General features: G+C 64.7%; 16 protein-coding genes. 8 read left to right on the top strand and 8 right to left on the bottom strand.

Features of this window, described 5'->3' with window-relative positions; translation table 11 throughout:
• The first annotated feature begins 132 nt into the window (after positions 1–132).
• The 3 genes from MTX21_RS08085 (at position 133) to MTX21_RS08075 (ending at position 2754) form a co-directional block, all read left to right on the top strand.
• Entirely contained in the window at positions 133–1644 is a 1512-nt protein-coding gene (locus MTX21_RS08085) for a leucyl aminopeptidase (RefSeq protein ID WP_280964282.1), read from the top strand.
• Positions 1641–2093, top strand: coding sequence for a DNA polymerase III subunit chi (locus MTX21_RS08080; RefSeq protein WP_280964281.1), 453 nt, complete (start codon positions 1641–1643; stop codon positions 2091–2093). Before MTX21_RS08085 ends, MTX21_RS08080 begins: the two co-directional genes overlap by 4 nt.
• Positions 2094–2220: 127 nt before the next feature.
• Positions 2221–2754 (top strand): hypothetical protein, encoded by a 534-nt coding sequence (locus MTX21_RS08075; RefSeq protein ID WP_280964280.1) that lies wholly within the window; start codon positions 2221–2223, stop codon positions 2752–2754.
• Between the two features lie 142 nt (positions 2755–2896).
• Here MTX21_RS08075 and MTX21_RS08070 read toward each other — a convergent pair whose 3' ends face one another.
• From MTX21_RS08070 to MTX21_RS08060, 3 genes are all read right to left on the bottom strand, one after another.
• Positions 2897–4756, bottom strand: coding sequence for an ABC-F family ATP-binding cassette domain-containing protein (locus MTX21_RS08070; protein ID WP_280964279.1), 1860 nt, complete (start codon positions 4754–4756; stop codon positions 2897–2899).
• 56 nt (positions 4757–4812) lie between these two features.
• Positions 4813–4992: a hypothetical protein gene (locus tag MTX21_RS08065; RefSeq protein ID WP_280964278.1), complete on the bottom strand. Its 180-nt coding sequence runs from the start codon at positions 4990–4992 to the stop codon at positions 4813–4815.
• A 217-nt stretch (positions 4993–5209) separates the two neighbouring features.
• Entirely contained in the window at positions 5210–5464 is a 255-nt protein-coding gene (locus MTX21_RS08060) for a sulfur globule protein precursor (protein ID WP_280964277.1), read from the bottom strand.
• A 307-nt stretch (positions 5465–5771) separates the two neighbouring features.
• Here MTX21_RS08060 and ndk point away from each other — a divergent pair, with 307 nt between their 5' ends.
• Both ndk and MTX21_RS08050 read left to right on the top strand, forming a co-directional pair.
• On the top strand, positions 5772–6194 hold the full coding sequence (gene ndk / locus MTX21_RS08055; RefSeq protein ID WP_280964276.1) for a nucleoside-diphosphate kinase: 423 nt from the start codon (positions 5772–5774) through the stop codon (positions 6192–6194).
• 130 nt (positions 6195–6324) lie between these two features.
• Positions 6325–7185 (top strand): TerC family protein, encoded by an 861-nt coding sequence (locus MTX21_RS08050; RefSeq protein ID WP_280964275.1) that lies wholly within the window; start codon positions 6325–6327, stop codon positions 7183–7185.
• Between the two features lie 4 nt (positions 7186–7189).
• On the opposite strand, the gene ppx is transcribed toward MTX21_RS08050, so the two are convergent.
• The 4 genes from ppx to MTX21_RS08030 all read right to left on the bottom strand — a co-directional run bounded on the left by ppx (position 7190) and on the right by MTX21_RS08030 (position 12453).
• Positions 7190–8692 (bottom strand): exopolyphosphatase, encoded by a 1503-nt coding sequence (ppx, locus tag MTX21_RS08045; RefSeq protein ID WP_280964274.1) that lies wholly within the window; start codon positions 8690–8692, stop codon positions 7190–7192.
• A gap of 12 nt (positions 8693–8704) precedes the next feature.
• Positions 8705–10894, bottom strand: coding sequence for an RNA degradosome polyphosphate kinase (locus MTX21_RS08040; protein WP_280971000.1), 2190 nt, complete (start codon positions 10892–10894; stop codon positions 8705–8707).
• A 227-nt stretch (positions 10895–11121) separates the two neighbouring features.
• Entirely contained in the window at positions 11122–11799 is a 678-nt protein-coding gene (locus tag MTX21_RS08035) for a DnaA/Hda family protein (RefSeq protein WP_280964273.1), read from the bottom strand.
• Positions 11800–11910: 111 nt separating this feature from the next.
• Entirely contained in the window at positions 11911–12453 is a 543-nt protein-coding gene (locus MTX21_RS08030) for a CDP-alcohol phosphatidyltransferase family protein (protein ID WP_280964272.1), read from the bottom strand.
• A gap of 153 nt (positions 12454–12606) precedes the next feature.
• Between MTX21_RS08030 and purM the strand changes: the two genes are divergently transcribed.
• The gene (gene purM, locus MTX21_RS08025) at positions 12607–13680 is read left to right on the top strand and encodes a phosphoribosylformylglycinamidine cyclo-ligase (protein WP_280964271.1); all 1074 of its coding nucleotides are present in this window, start codon (positions 12607–12609) and stop codon (positions 13678–13680) included.
• A gap of 4 nt (positions 13681–13684) precedes the next feature.
• Complete coding sequence (gene purN, locus MTX21_RS08020; RefSeq protein WP_280964270.1) at positions 13685–14338, top strand: phosphoribosylglycinamide formyltransferase; 654 nt, start codon at positions 13685–13687, stop codon at positions 14336–14338.
• A 93-nt stretch (positions 14339–14431) separates the two neighbouring features.
• On the opposite strand, the gene MTX21_RS08015 is transcribed toward purN, so the two are convergent.
• Entirely contained in the window at positions 14432–14635 is a 204-nt protein-coding gene (locus tag MTX21_RS08015; RefSeq protein ID WP_279370272.1) for a cold-shock protein, read from the bottom strand.
• Between the two features lie 382 nt (positions 14636–15017).
• Between MTX21_RS08015 and MTX21_RS08010 the strand changes: the two genes are divergently transcribed.
• Positions 15018–16178: an autotransporter outer membrane beta-barrel domain-containing protein gene (locus MTX21_RS08010; protein WP_280964269.1), complete on the top strand. Its 1161-nt coding sequence runs from the start codon at positions 15018–15020 to the stop codon at positions 16176–16178.
• The last annotated feature ends 9 nt before the right edge of the window (positions 16179–16187 follow it).

The following is a 16187-nucleotide window of genomic DNA, read 5'->3' as shown; positions in this document are numbered from 1 at the left end:
GCCACGGCCGAGCTTGGCATCGGCCGGGCCTTTCGCCCATAGTGCGGAAAGTCCAGTGAATCGCGGTTCAGCGCCGGCCCTCGGCCGGTCCCGCTGAATGGCTAAAAGCCCCATGTTTTGGAGGAGTTACCCATGTCCGATGCCATCAAGGTCGGCTTCGTCCCGCTTGCCGCCGCGCCGCGTGGCATCCTGGTCGTCTTCTGCGACGACAGTCTGAAGGTGGGCCCGGCGACCGCCAAGGCGCTCGGCGCCGCCAACGAAGTCGTGAAGCGGGCGGCCGCGGCCGCCGCCTTCAAGGGCAAGAGCGGTGCGGCGCTGGACATCCTGGCGCCCGAGGGATTGAAGGCCACCCGCCTGATCGTGATCGGCGCCGGCAAGACTTCGGCGCTGAAGGCGAGCGACTTCCTCAAATTCGGCGGCGGGGCGGCGAGCAAGCTCCAGGCCGGGGGCGGTGCCATGACAATCATGACAATCATGGCGGAATTGCCCGATGGCGCGATGACGAGCGAGCAGGCGGTCGCGATCGCCTCGGGCTTGCGCCTGCGCGCCTACAAATTCGATCGCTATAAGACGAAGAAGAAGGACGGCGAGGAGGGCGGCGCCCTGCGCGCTGACGTCTCGCTCGCGGTTGCCGATGCGGCGGCGGCGAAGAAGGCCTTCGTGTCGGCGGGCCATGTCGTCGACGGTGTGATCATCGCGCGCGACCTCGTCAACGAGCCTCCGAATGTGCTGTTTCCCGAGGAGTTCGCGCGCAGGGCAAGTCAGCTCCGCAAGCTCGGCGTCAAGATCGAGGTGCTCGACGTCAAGGCCATGCAGAAGCTCGGCATGGGCGCGTTGCTCGGCGTCGGCCAGGGCTCGGTGCGGCCGAGTCGCACGGTGATCATGCGCTGGGACGGCGGCAAGAAGGGCACCGCGCCGGTGGCCTTTATCGGCAAGGGCGTCTGCTTCGACACCGGCGGCATTTCGATCAAGCCCGCCGGCAGCATGGAGGACATGAAGGGCGACATGGGCGGCGCGGCCTGCGTCGTCGGGCTGATGCATGCGCTCGCGGCGCGCAAAGCCAAGGTCAACGCCGTCGGCGCCATCGGCCTCGTCGAGAACATGCCCGACGGCAACGCCCAGCGTCCGGGCGACATCGTCACCTCGATGTCGGGCCAGACCATCGAGATCATCAACACCGACGCGGAGGGGCGCCTCGTGCTCGCCGACGTACTCTGGTACGTCGCCAAGAAGGTGAAACCGAAGTTCATGGTCGATCTGGCCACGCTCACCGGCGCGATCATGGTCGCGCTCGGTACCGAGCATGCCGGCATGTTCTCCAACGATGACGAACTCGCCGAACGGCTGCTGACCGCCGGGCTCGAAAGCGGTGAAAAGGTCTGGCGCATGCCGCTCGGGCCCGAATACGACAAGCTGATCGATTCGCAGTTCGCCGACATGAAGAACACCGGCGGCCGCCATGGCGGCTCGATCACGGCGGCGCAGTTCCTGCAGCGTTTCGTCGACGGTACGCCCTGGGCGCATCTCGATATCGCCGGTACCGCGATGGGCGCGCCGAAGACCGACATCAACCAGAGCTGGGGCTCCGGCTATGGCGTACGGCTGCTCGACCGGCTGGTGGCAGATCATTACGAGAGCAAATGACCGAAGTCCTGTTCTACCATCTGCAAGACATATCGGTTGAGAACGTCTTGCCGCCGCTTCTTGAGAAGTCGCTGGAACGCGGCTGGCGGGTCGTGGTGCAGTCGACCTCGCCGGAACGCGCCGACGCGCTCGATGCGCATCTGTGGACCTATCGGGACGATTCTTTCCTGCCTCATGCGACGTGGCGCGTGAACGATGCGGCCGACCAGCCGATCGTGCTGGCGATCGAGGAGGACAATCCGAACGGGGCCAACGTCCGCTTCCTGATCGACAATGCCACGCTGCCTCAGGACGCGCAGAGCTACGAGCGCATGGTGCTGTTGTTCAACGGCGACGATCCGGAGGCGCTGGCCCAGGCGCGCGGCGCCTGGACGGATTGCAAGACGCGGGGATTCGAGGTGACCTACTGGCAGGCCGACGAACGCGGCCGGTGGCAGCGGCGGAATTAGCGGTGGATCGCTATTAATGATAATTTGCACTTTTCGGGCGATGCTGGTTTTGGCCACCTTCGTGCCGCAAAGTGATGTTGGGACAATCGCTTAGGGCTGGTCCTTCACCCGGGGAATTTAGTTTATCGTGCGACATCAAAAGCTTCCAAAGTCGCTCATAGTTGCGTTGGCCGCCGTCGCACCGCTGATCGCGGGCTGCTCCGGCGGGAGCGATCTGTTTTCGAAGGACGCCGAGTGGTTCTCCAGGGCCGGCCGTCTGAGCATCAAGAACATCTCGATCGAATCGCCGCCGCTGACCCCCGACAAGCCGGTAAGGCCCGACGAACTGGTCAGCGCCGATGGCGCGTGTCCGGGCATGACGCCTGTTGGCGCGCCCGCCGATGCCAATGCGTCGAGCGAACCGTCCGCGCCGGCGGGCGGAACGGTCGCTCTCGGTCATACCGAATGCGACGTGGTGCGCGGCATCGGCGCGCCATCGAGCGTCAACATCTCCAATGATGCCGGCGGCAGGCGCATCGTTGTGGTCACGTGGACTACCGGTCCGCGCGCCGGCATCTACACCTTCACTTCGGGCCGCCTGTCCTCGATCGAAGGTACGCCCGAGCCGCCGGCCGCGCCGAAGACGGCCAAGCCGAAGGCAAGAAAGAAGACCGCGACCTGATTGAAAGCTCGTGTCCCGGACGCGGCGCGGCATGAATGACGCGACACTGAGCCGGGACGCAGTTTGTCATGATGATGGGCCCCGGCTCAGCAGCGCATCACTATCGTGCTGCGCAGCGTCCGGGGCGCGAGAGCGACGCTAGCTAACCCGCCGCTTCAAACTGCGCGCTGGCTTCGAGCCATTGTTCTTCCGCGCGCGCCAACGCGTCCGCGGCATTCGCGCGCGCCTTGGAGAGTTGCGCGGCCTGATTGGGATCGCGGGTGAAGATGTCGGGGAGCGCCAGTGCAGTGTCGATTTTCGTGATGATCTCACCGATGCGGGCGATCTCGGCTTCGGCCTCCGCGATGCGCTTCTTGAGCGAGCCGCGATTGTCGTTTCTAGCGCGCTGAGGCTTCTCGCTCGCGGCGCTGCGTTCGCGCGGCGAGGCGTCCGCGTTGCGCGATGACAGCACCATGCGGCGGTATTCGTCGAGATCGCCGTCGTAGTTCGTCACGGTGCGATCGGCGACGATCCAGAGCCGTTCGGCGCAGGCTTCGATCAGGTAGCGATCGTGCGACACCATGATGACCGCGCCGGGAAAATCGTTGATGGCCTCGGCGAGCGCGGCGCGGCTGTCGATGTCGAGATGGTTGGTCGGCTCGTCCAGGATGATCATGTTGGGGCCGAAGAAGGTCGCAAGGCCCAGCAGCAGCCGCGCCTTCTCGCCGCCCGACAGTTTTCCTGCCTTGGTGTCCGCCGCCTTGCCGGAAAAGCCGATCGCGCCGGCGCGCGCCCGTACCTTGGCCTCCGGCGCATCGCCCATCAGCTTGCGGACGTGATCGTAGGCGGAGGCGTCCTCGTTCAGCTCGTCGAGCTGATGCTGCGCGAAATAGGCGATCGACAGCTTGTCCGCGCGCGTGACTTTGCCCGAGAACGGCGCGAGGCGGCCGGCGAGCAGCTTGACCAGCGTCGACTTGCCGTTGCCGTTGGCGCCAAGAAGCGCGATGCGGTCGTCATTATCGATGCGCAAGGTGACGCGGCCGAGCACTGGCGTTGCCGGATCGTAGCCGACCGAGACGTTGTCGACCGCGATGATCGGCGGAGACAGGATTTTCTCCGGCGCGGGAAAGCTGATTTCGCGCACGTCCTCGGTGACCAGCGCCGTGATCGGCTTCAGCCGTTCGAGCATCTTGACGCGCGACTGCGCCTGGCGCGCCTTCGACGCCTTGGCCTTGAAGCGGTCGACGAAAGCCTGCAGGCGCGCACGTTCGGCCTCCTGGCGCTTGACCTGCTTGGCATCGAGCAGCTCGCGCGCGGCACGCTGCTCCTCGAAGGAGGAATAGGAGCCGCGATAGAGCGTGAGCTTGCCGCGCTCCAGATGCAGGATCTGGTCGACGGAGCTTTCGAGCAGGTCGCGGTCGTGGCTGATCACGATCACCGTGCGCGGATAATGCGCAAGGTGATCCTCCAGCCACAGCGTGCCTTCGAGATCGAGATAGTTGGTGGGCTCGTCGAGCAGAAGCAGGTCAGGGGCTGCAAACAGGGTCGCGGCCAGCGCAACGCGCATGCGCCAGCCACCGGAGAATTCGGCGCAGGGACGCGCTTGGTCGGCGGCTGAAAAGCCGAGGCCGGAGAGAATCGCGGCGGCTCTGCTCGGCGCCGAATGTGCGTCAATATCGACGAGCCGGGTCTGGATCTCCGCGATCCGGTGCGGATCGCTGGCGCTCTCGGCCTCGGAGAGCAGCGCATCGCGTTCGAGATCGGCCCTGAGCACGACCTCGATCAGGCTCTCCGGACCGTTCGGCGCCTCCTGTGCGAGGCTGCCGACGCGCCAGCGCGGCGGCAATGTCACCGTTCCATGTTCGGCGGCGAGCTCGCCGCGAATCACCTTGAACAGCGTCGACTTGCCGGTCCCATTGCGTCCGACCAGACCAACGCGCGCGCCGGGCGTGATCTGCACGGAACTCTGGTCGATCAGGAGGCGCCCGGCGAGCCGGACCGAGAGGTCGGTGATGGAAAGCATGCGGCCTTGTCACCGCAAGGCGGCGCGAACGCAACCCGTTTTTCTAGACCTGCCCGTTAGTGCGAGCTGTCCTCTCGGTCTCGCTTCTTCAGCTCGTCCAAAAGATGCTCGAGATGCGACGTCAGTCGGGGCTCGGGGCGAAGGTTCTGCCGCAGCCGCTCGCCCACGGCATCGCAAATCGCGCGGCTGGTGCGCCGATCAATCTGTTCGCTGTTATTGGCGGAAACACCAGCCATAGCAGAGTTCCGTTGTTTCAAAGTAATAACGACACTCTACCAAGTCACTGACCGCAAATTTGTTTCGCCCGTGCCGGGACTGCCGGGTATTCTAGTAAAAATTGTATTAATGGTCGCGCCACCGCAAATGCAAAGCCCCGGCGCGGGGGACGACGCCGGGGCTTCTCTTGGAAGGTACCTGGGGGGTGGTACCTTGGGAAGGTGCTGTCGGACTTAGTTAGTAGCAGCGGTTGATCAGCCGCCAGCGGGGGCCCCAGGGAGTCGGGACCAGCCGGCGTACATAGCAGCCGCCATAGCCGTAGGAGACGGGGCCGCCGACATAGAAGCGCGGTGCACCCCAGCCCCAGCCGTGGTGCCAGCCGCCGCCATGCCAGCCCCAGCCGCCGTGCCAGTGTGCGGAGGCGGAGGTCGGCGCCAGCGCGGCACCCAGCGCGACCGCGGCGACTGCGGCAAGCGAAAGTTTCCTCAACATGGTGATCTCCTCAAAACTGCCGGCGCGGGCCTGCGCGTCGATGGAAAGGCCGCCGAAACGGTCTGCCTCGAAATGAGGCTCGGTTTCGATGGAGAAGAGCCTAGGGCAGGGAGGCTGAACCGAATCCTGACGGGATCTGCAGATTCGGTTCATCTGGGTGAAATTGTTGTAATCCACGCCGGAATGTTCGGCCCCGGTCCTGCGGCGAAGCGCCCGCGCGGGCCCTTCGGCGGTCGCTTGCCGTTCCGCAAAGGCGTCGATATAAGCCCCGCAACTCCACACACCGCTTTTCCTCAAGGACAAGATCATGGCGATTGAACGCACCTTCTCGATCATCAAGCCCGACGCGACCGAGCGTAACCTGACCGGCGCGGTCAATGCCGTGATCGAGAAGGCGGGCCTGCGCATCGTCGCCCAGAAGCGCATCTGCATGACCAAGGGCCAGGCCGAGACCTTCTATGCCATCCACAAGGCGCGCCCGTTTTTCGGCGAGCTCGTCGATTTCATGACCTCGGGTCCGGTCGTGGTGCAGGTGCTGGAAGGCGAGGGCGCGATCGCCAAATATCGCGAGGTAATGGGCGCGACCGATCCGTCGAAGGCGGCTGACGGCACCATCCGCAAGCTCTACGCGAAGTCGATCGGCGAGAACTCGGTGCACGGCTCGGACGCGCCGGAGACTGCCGTGATCGAGATCGCGCAGTTCTTTTCGGGCAACGAGATCGTCGGCTGATCTTCAGCTGGCGCGCTAAAGCGCGATGAATCTCATCGCGCTTTAGTTTATTGTTTAAGCATGATCTTCTCGGAAAACCGCGGCGCACTTTTCCGGATCATGCCTTGTTGACGGGGCGAAAGGACGTATTGTGAACTGGCTTTGGCAGATCTTCGATCCCGCCACTATCGGGTCTGTTTTCACCCAGTTCCGCAATGAGATGGCCGAACCGACCTTCTGGATTGCGGTCGGCAAGATCATCTGGATCAACATCCTCCTGTCCGGCGACAACGCGCTGGTGATCGCGCTCGCCTGCCGCGGCCTGAATCCGAGGCACCGGCTGTGGGGCATGGTGCTGGGCGCCGGCGCTGCGGTGCTGCTGCGGATCATCTTCACCGGCATCGTCGCGAGCCTGATGGCGCTGCCGTACCTGAAGCTGGTCGGCGGTCTGGCGCTGATCGTGATCGCTGCCAAGCTCCTGGTTCCGGAGGCGGAGGACGAGGAGGGCGTCGAGTCCGCTTCGCATCTCTGGCAGGCCGTGCAGATCGTCGTCATCGCCGACATCGTCATGAGTCTCGACAACGTCATCGCGGTCGCCGCCGCCGCCAATGGCAGCGTGCCGCTGTTGATCCTCGGCCTTGCCATCAGCGTGCCGCTGATCGTCGCCGGCGCTGCGCTGATTATGGCGCTCCTGGCGAAACTGCCGGTCCTGGTCTGGGCGGGTGCGGCACTGCTCGGCTGGATCGCCGGCGAGGTGATCGCGACCGATCCCGGCGTCGAGCCGAACCTGCACGCGCTGTTCGATGGTCCGTTAGGCGCCTCGCTGGATTCGATCCTCGCAACCCTGCGCATCCCGCCGCAATTCGCCCATGGTGGCGGAGGCGGCGAATATCTCTGCGCCGCACTCGGCGTCATCGTCGTGCTGGTCGTCGGCTACATCTGGCGCCGGCGCAGCCTGAGCGCGGTCGCGCTTGACGCCTCCGAGCGTCACGCCAAGGTGTCGGCGGAGTAATTCTCTAGCGGCGGACGATCGAGCCGGAGCGGCCGATCAGGCGCGCGAGCTGGCGGAAACGGCCGCCGACGCGATCGGCGACGAGGTCGCCGAGCTTGTGCTCGAACACGAGCATCAGCTTGCGTCCCTCGTTGCGGAAATGCGTCGCTGGCAGCACGCCGGGCCGCGCCGCCGAGATCAGATGCGCGACGCGAAAGGCGGCGCCGAGCAAACGGGCGCGTTCGAGCTGGGTCGGCGTCAGCAGCTCCTGCATCGTCATCGGCGGCTGGTTTTCTTCACTGAGGCCTGCGTAGCGGTAGAACACCGACAAACCGACGAAGGCGCGCTCCTGGTGATTGATCGCGCCGAAATTGCCGTTGACGACGAGGCTCAGCGTCTGCTCGCCGCGATGGTCGGGATGCACGCGCCAGCCGATGTCCGAGAGCAGGCACGCGGTGTGGCGTAAGCGGCGGTCCTCCTCGGTTTCGCGCAGCTTCACCACGCGCGCCAGGCGGTCGCTCCAGGCGATCAGCTCGCGGGCATGGCGGGCCGAGCGCGACAGCAGCTCGTTGAGTTCTTCAGCCGCGCAGATCAGGCCGTCCTTGCTGCGCTCGGCTTCCGACAGCTTCTCATGCAGCAGGCCCTCGCGCACGCCGAAGGTCGAGAACACGATGGTCTTCGGCTTCGCGACGCGGATGATGTGCTCGAGCACCAGCGCTGCATAGGTGAGGAGGGGACGCCGGGCATCGGCGACGACCTCGATGTCGGCAAGCATGTCGGCCGCCGCAAGGCGCCGCAGCCGGCGTGCGAAGTCGAGGGCCTCCGCCGCGGGAATGGAATAGCCGTGCATCACCTGGAGCGGATAGCCGCTCTGGATGATGTGGATGCGCGCGAGCGCGCGCCAGGTACCGCCGACCGCGTAGAAGGTGCGGCCGTGGCCTGCGGTGAGCTGCGGCACCTCGTCGATCTCCTCGCGCACGATGCGATCGGCGCGCTTGAGCGATTTGTGCGCGAGGTCCTGCAGCGCGAGGCCGCCGAGCGGCAGTGTCACGCCGCTGCGCACGCTGTTGCGGCGCACGTCGATCAATTCGAGCGAGCCGCCGCCGAGGTCGCCAACGATGCCGTCGGGAAGATGGATGCCCGAGATCACGCCTAGCGCCGACAGCCGCGCCTCTCGCGGTCCAGACAGGATCTCGATCTTCACGGCGCAGATGCGCTCGGCTTTCGCGATGAAGTCGGGACCGTTGGAAGCGTCGCGGCAGGCGGCGGTGGCGATCGCAAACACGCGACCGACCTGCATCACCCGGCACAGCGCCCGAAACCGCTTGAGAGAGGTCAACGCCTTGTCGACGGCATCGGGCGCGAGCAGGCCCGTGCTCTGCACCTCGCGCCCGAGGCCGCATAGTGTCTTCTCGTTGAAGATCGGAATGAGGCTGCGCGTCAGCCCCTCGTAGACGACGAGACGGACCGAGTTGGATCCGATGTCGATGACGGCGACGCTCGCGCTGCGCTTGCGCGGCCGCTTCACGACAAACTCCGATCAGGACTGATGGCGTTCGTTCCGGCGCGTGAGCCGGCGCGGCGAGGATTCCTTGAGCGACTTTCCACGGCCAGACAGACTCGGATTTGTCATGAAGTAGTTGTGGACGTTGAAAGGCTCCTCGCCCTTCGCGGTCTTCATACGCGTTGAGGACCCGTCGGGCAACAATTGCCAGCTTTGCTCATTGTCCTTCAGATTCGCGACCATGATTTGTTCGAGAACCTGCTGATGCACCGTCGGATTTTGCAACGGGCACAGCACTTCGACGCGGCGGTCGAGGTTGCGCGGCATCATGTCGGCTGACGAGATATACACAGCCGCCTTGGCGCTCGGCAGGCCCTGGCCCATGCCGAAGCAGTAGATTCTGCCGTGTTCCAGGAAGCGTCCGATGATGGATTTGACGCGGATGTTCTCCGACAGGCCGGGGATGCCGGGGCGCAGGCAGCAGATACCGCGCACCACGAGCTCGACTTGGACGCCGGCCTGCGAGGCCTCGTAGAGCGCGTCGATGATGTCAGGATCGACCAGCGCATTCATCTTCATCCAGACCGCGCCGTGCCGGCCGTGCCGCGCATGCGCGGTCTCGGCCTGGATGTGCTCGATGATGCGTGCGCGCAGCGTCAGCGGCGACACTGCCATCTTTTCCAGATCGCTCGGCGCGGCATAGCCGGTGATGAAGTTGAACACGCGCGCGGCGTCGCGGCCGATGGTCGGATCCGAGGTGAAGTACGAGAGGTCGGTATAGATGCGCGCGGTGACCGGATGGTAGTTGCCGGTGCCGGTGTGCACATAGGTGGTGAGGCTGCCGCCCTCGCGGCGCACCACCATCGACAGCTTGGCGTGCGTCTTGAGTTCGAGGAAACCGTAGACAACCTGTACGCCGGCGCGCTCGAGGTCGCGCGCCCAGCGGATGTTGGCCTCCTCGTCGAAGCGCGCCTTCAGCTCGATCAGTGCGGTGACGGACTTGCCGGCCTCGGCGGCTTCCGCAAGCGCGCGCACGATCGGCGAGTTGATGGAGGTGCGGTAGAGCGTCTGCTTGATTGCGACGACATCGGGGTCGCGCGCGGCCTGCTGCAGGAACTGCACCACCACGTCGAAGGATTCGTAAGGGTGATGGACGATCAGGTCCTTCTGCCGGATCGCGGCAAAGATGTCGCCGCCATGCTCGCGCACGCGCTCGGGATGGCGCGGCACGTAAGGGGTGAATTCGAGGTCGGGCCGGTCGAGGCGGGTGAGCTGCGACAGTTCGTTCATCGCGAGCACGCCATCCACCAGGAAGACCTCGTCGTCGGCGGCCGACAGCGCGTGCTGCACGAAGCTGCGCAGCTCCTCCGGGGTCTTGGCGTCGATCTCGAGGCGGATCACCGACCCGCGGCGGCGGCGCTTCAGCGCGGTCTCGAACACGCGGACGAGGTCTTCGGCCTCTTCCTCGATCTCCATTTCGGAGTCGCGGATGATGCGGAACGCGCCCTGACCGTGGACATTGTAACCGGGGAACAGGCGATTGATGAACAGGGCGGTGGCCTGTTCCAGCGAGATCAGCCGGACCTTGCCATCGCTCGGCATGCGGATGAAGCGGTCGATCTTGCCGGGCATGCGGATCAGCGCGTTCATCTGCTTGCCGTCGGCGGCGCGCGTCAGTTGCAGGGCGATGGTGAAGCCGAGGCTTGGAATGAACGGGAAGGGATGCGCCGGGTCGATCGCCAGCGGCGTCAGCAATGGGAACACGTTGTTGAGGAAGTAGTCCTCGATCCAGGCTCGCTCCGCCTTGGTGACGTCCTTGCCGTCGACCAGCACGATGCCGACGTCGGCCAGCGTGCCACGCAGGTCGCGCCAGATTGACTGCTGGTCGCTGGCAAGCTGGGAGACGGTGCGGTTGATCAGCGCGAGCTGCTCGGACGGCGTCAGGCCGTCGGGACTGCGCTCGGGAATGCCCTCGCGCACCTGGGCCTTGATGCCGGCCACGCGGACCATGAAGAATTCGTCGAGGTTATTCGCCGAAATTGACAGGAATCGGACCCGCTCCAGCACCGGATGGTGGGCATTGACCGATTCTTCGAGGACGCGGCGGTTGAAATGCAGCCAGGAGAGTTCGCGGTTGATGAATCGCTCGGGGCTCGTGGCGATCGCCGGCTGACCTTCGACTTCTTGAATTTTTTCCTTGATTTCAACGGCTTGCACGGATTCCATCAGAAGTCGGTCCATCTTGTCTCGCCTTACCTTGCACCTACGCGCAAAACCGGCCAGAGCATGTGTTAGTCCGATGACGTTTCGATGACGTTGCCTTTAGCGTAACGCGCCAGCCGTCCAACAGGACGATTTGGCTTCGTCGGCTGTAATGCTACAGGCGCAATCATTTCGATGACATTGATGTTCCGCAGTTCCGTCGCGTCAAGCGACCTCGAGGCGGGACCTGGTCAGGCATCGCGGAGGAGGTCAGCGGCCAGCGCCCGGGTCACGGGCCGGCCGAGCCGCAGGGCCTCGCTGTCCAGGAGCTCCACCGCCCGCCGGGCACCGGCCGAGGAGCGCTCCAGGCGCGTGGCGAGATAGCTGACCACGCTCTCGTCGACCGTGAGCTGGCGGTCGGCACAAAACTTCACGATCAGGCCGCGAAACAACTGGTCGTCCGGCGGCAGAAGCGAGATCGCCGGCACCGTGCGCAGGCGAGAGCGCAGGTCGCGTAGCTCGATGTCGAGCGCGGCCGGAACTTCGCGTCCGGTGAAGAGGACATAGGCGCCGTCCTCGCGGGCGAGGTTCATGAGGTGGAAGAGGGCGCGCTCGTCGAAGTCCTTGGCCCTGAGATCCTCAACCACCAGCGCGCCGGTCGCCAGCGCCCCCGGCACGGTGGCTGCGGTCAGTGCATTGGCCGTGGTCGAACGGGCGCCGGCCTGCTCGGCCCAGATCGCCGCGAGATGGCTCTTTCCCGACCCTTCCGGGCCGGCCAGCCACATGATCCGGTGTGGCCACTCCGGCCAGCCATCGATCAGGGCAAGCCCGGCCGCGTTGGCAGGGCCTTCGAGAAAATTGTCCCGGCTCAGGCTCTCCGCATGCGGAAGCGAAAACGCCAATTGTCGGGGGTGAACGCGGCCTGCCACGCTAACTTTGCTCCATGCCGGACGTGCCGGCCTCACGTGAAGAGATCTGACATATCGAGCGCGAGCGAGTCAGCCCGACTTGGCCTTTTGCGGGGCCTGCACTTGCTTGGCTCACTTGGCGTCGATGGTGCTCATGTGCCGCAGCCATTCGATGAGATACAGCGACACCGAGGACAGCGTGAAGACCGTCACGAAGCCCATCAGGATAATATCATAGGGTGCCGGCTTGAAGCCGAAGGCGAGGGCGGCCAGCACCAAGGCTGCGTAGGCCACCTGGGCTGCCGTGTTGAGCTTGGATACCATCGACGGCTTCATCTCGACCGGCTTGTCGAACAGCCAGGACACGATCACGGCAGTTACGATCATGATGTCGCGTGATACCACCAGGATCACGATCCAGCGCGGAATGTCGCCCCAGATGCCAAGCGCCAGATAGATCGACACCAGCAGGGCCTTGTCGGCGAGCGGGTCGAGCAGGGCGCCGAGCTCGCTCGTCATGTTGAAGCGCTTGGCCAGGAAGCCGTCGACGGCGTCGCTGATGCCGGCGATCAGGAACACCGCGAACGCCACCTCCATTTGGCTCGATACGATGGCCCAGACGATGATCGGGACCAGCATGATCCGGCCCAGGGTAATGATGTTCGGAATACTCACGCGGCGCTTCCCGGCACCCTGTCTGACCTCAAATCCGGCCCTTTGAAGGCTGAACCGGTTGATATCTACATAGTATAGGGCAGCGCGCCATGCTTGCCATTGCGCGTCCCCGGAATTCGACGTAACCAGCCGCAAACCCACTGGAAATCGGGCATGACCGACCGCAAAAACGGCCTCACTTACGCCGATTCAGGTGTCGACATCGACGCGGGCAACCGCCTGGTCGACCTGATCAAGCCGATGGTGCGCGCCACCGCGCGCCCCGGCGCCGACGCCGAAATCGGCGGTTTCGGCGGCCTGTTCGACCTCAAGGCAGCCGGCTTCAAGGATCCGGTCCTGGTTGCCGCCACCGACGGCGTCGGCACCAAGGTCAAGATCGCGATCGAGACCGGCCTGCATGGCGGGATCGGCATCGACCTCGTCGCCATGAGCGTCAACGACCTCGTGGTGCAGGGCGCCGAGCCGCTGTTCTTCCTCGACTATTTTGCCTGCGGCAAGCTCGATCCGGAGGCTACGGCCGCGATCGTTGCCGGCGTTGCCGAGGGCTGCCGGGAATCCGGCTGCGCCCTGATCGGGGGCGAGACCGCCGAGATGCCGGGCCTCTACAAGGACGGCGACTACGATCTCGGCGGCTTTGCCGTCGGCGCCGCCGAGCGCGGCACGCTGCTGCCGCGCAAGGACATTGCCGCCGGCGATGCCGTGATCGGCCTTGCGTCCTCCGGCGTGCATTCCAACGGCTTCTCGCTAGTGCGCAAGATCGTCGAGCAGTCCGGCCTCGGCTTCGAGGCCAAGGCGCCGTTTTCGCCGGTGATGACGCTCGGCGGCGCGTTGCTGACGCCGACGCGGCTCTACGTCAAATCCTGTCTGCGCGCGATCCGCGAGACCGGCGCGGTGAAGGGGCTTGCCCACATCACCGGCGGCGGGTTCACCGACAACATTCCGCGTGTGCTGCCGAAGCATCTCGGTGTCGGCATCGATCTGGAGCGCCTGCCGGTGCTGCCGGTGTTCAAATGGCTGGCCGCGCAAGCCGGCATCGCCGAGCTCGAAATGCTGCGCACGTTCAACTGCGGCATAGGGATGATCGCGATCGTCGAGCCGGATGCGGTCGACAAGGTGGTGCAAGTGTTCACCGATGCCGGCGAGACGGTGGCGCAGCTCGGTCGGGTGATCGCGGCCGAAGGCGAGCACCGCGTCGTCTATAGCGGCCACCTTGATCTCGCGCTGTGAACCGATGAAGCGCCGTGTTGCCATTCTGATTTCCGGCCGGGGCTCGAACATGGCCGCGCTGATCAAGGCCGCGGCCGCGCTGGATTTTCCGGCGGAAATCGCGCTCGTCATCTCGAACAAGGCCGATGCGCTCGGGCTGGAGCGCGCAAAGGCGAGTGGCGTGCCGACGCTGGTGATCGAGAGCAAACCCTTTGGCAAGGACCGCGCCGGCTTTGAGGCGGTGCTACAGGCCGCCCTCGACCAGCATGGCATCGAGTTGATCTGTCTCGGCGGCTTCATGCGCCTGTTCACGGCCGAGTTCACCCAAAGCTGGTACGGACGGATGCTCAACATCCACCCGTCGCTCCTGCCGTCCTTCCCCGGCCTCGATCCGCATGGCCAGGCCTTGCGTGCGGGGGTGAAACTGTCTGGCGCAACAGTGCACTTCGTCATCCCCGCGACTGACGCCGGGCCGATCGTGATGCAGGGCGCGGTCCCTGTCAGCGACAACGACACGGCGGACACGCTCTCCGAACGCATCCTCGAAGTCGAGCACCGCATCTATCCCGAAGCGCTGCGGCTGCTTGCGACCGGCAAGGTCCGCATCGAGGGCGACGTGTGCAAGACGGCGGGAAGCGGACCTTCGGAGAATTTCCTGATTTCGCCGGTGGTGAACTGAGCCGCTGTCGCGGGACTTGCCGAACTCACAAACAAGATCCCCCGGCAGAGCCGGGGGCAACGTCGTGATCCCTTGCGAAAGTCGCGGGAGAGATCAGGAGACCTTGAGGTTCTCCGCGGATGTTTTGCCGCGGTTCTCCACGAGGTCGTATTCAACCACCTGGTTTTCATTGAGGGTCGTGAGGCCCGCGCGCTCGACGGCGGAGATGTGGACGAAGACGTCCTTATCGCCGCCGTTCGGTCGAATGAAGCCATAGCCCTTGGTCGGGTTGAACCATTTGACGGTGCCCTTTTGCATCGCCAGTCTCCTCCTCTAGACATAAAAAAGACGCGGCCACGCTTTTGCGCGTGCCACGCCACAAACGGGCTTCCGGAAGTCTGTTCGAGTCTTGAGTCTCAAAGTCGCGAAACGCACAGCCGAGCGGCCAAATCCGATTGTGCTGGATATTGCAACACGAAATTCGCACGTTAGCAAGCAGCGCGCGAATTTCAAGTCCGGACCGGATCTCCACGTCCGCTATTTCCGACCTGTGGCAACGGAACCACAATCGGAAGCAATCACCCCTGGTCGAGCCCCGCAACCGATTGACCCTCCGTGGCAGTTCAGCACAAATCGCCGCATACGCTGCGGCGTGTGTTGCATTTTTGCGCGCTGCCATTTGCTTTCGGGATTTATCGCCATGTGCTGCACGTCGCAGCTCTCCGGGACACGGCAGATGATCGGGCTGGACCGTGTCCGCCGGATCGCGGCTACGATTGTGATGGCCATTGCATTCGTTGTGATGATTGCGGCTACGTCGGCCCACGCGCAAAGTCCGACGCCCACCCCGACGCCAACACCAACGCCCACGCCGTCACCGACCCCGATCCCGGTGCCGACCGCGACGTACTACGACCAGTCGGCCGGCAACACCACGCTCAATCTCGGATCGTGGTTCCTGGAACGGCTCGGCAATCAGGCTTCGGGCGGCTTCAACCGCTCCCTCCGCACCAACCCCGGCGGGGGCGGCGCGTCGGAGAGCACGGAGGATCCGCGCTATCGCACCTGGTTCGAAGGCTATGGCATCTCGCTCCGGACCGACGCGCAGGGCGATTTCGTCGGCGACAAGCGCAAGACTTTCGGCGGCGTCGCTGGTTTCGGTGCGCGGCTCGCGCCGGGTGTTAATCTCGGCTTCTCGGTCGATCAGAGTCACACCGACATCGACGTGCCGCTCGCGCTCCAGTCCGCGACGCTCGACCTGACCCAGCTCGGCTTCAACGGCTCCGTCGACAAGGGCCCCTGGACCTGGGCCTTCGCAGTAGTGCACGGCTTTGGCAAGGTCCATTCCAGCCGGGACACCGGGCTTGGCCTTGCGACCGCGGGCTACCGCGCCGCGGTCGACGGCGCGCTGACCGAGATCAGCTACTATTGGACGAAGGATGAGATGCGGGTCGTGCCAAAGGGCGCACTCGAATATGTCCGCGCCACCAGCGCTTCATTCCAGGAAGCCGGTGGACTGGACCCGCTCAATGTCGGCTCGACGGCGATCTCGCGGGCGCGCGTCATGATCGGGGCCGAGATCGGACGCTATTTCATCCTCGACAGGAAGATCCTCGACCTGTCGGCCTACGGCAAGTTCGTCGACAACTTCTATCAGAACCTCGGCTCGGTCCAGGTCAGCCTGGGGACGGAGAGCATCATCGTGCCCGGAATCGGCGAGAGCCGTTACGGCATGGATGCAGGCGCTTCTGTCTCGTTGAGCCTGACCAACGTCGCGCGGCTTTACATCAACTACGATGGCAAGTTCCGCAACGAGCTCATGTCGCACCAGGGCACGGCCGGCTTCGAATACAGATGGTGAGGTGCGGCC

Source organism: Bradyrhizobium sp. ISRA430 (genome assembly GCF_029909975.1).
In the GTDB taxonomy this organism is placed as follows: Bacteria; Pseudomonadota; Alphaproteobacteria; order Rhizobiales; family Xanthobacteraceae; genus Bradyrhizobium.
Note: the sequence above shows the minus strand (reverse complement) of the source record. Positions and strands in the feature narration are given on the sequence as shown.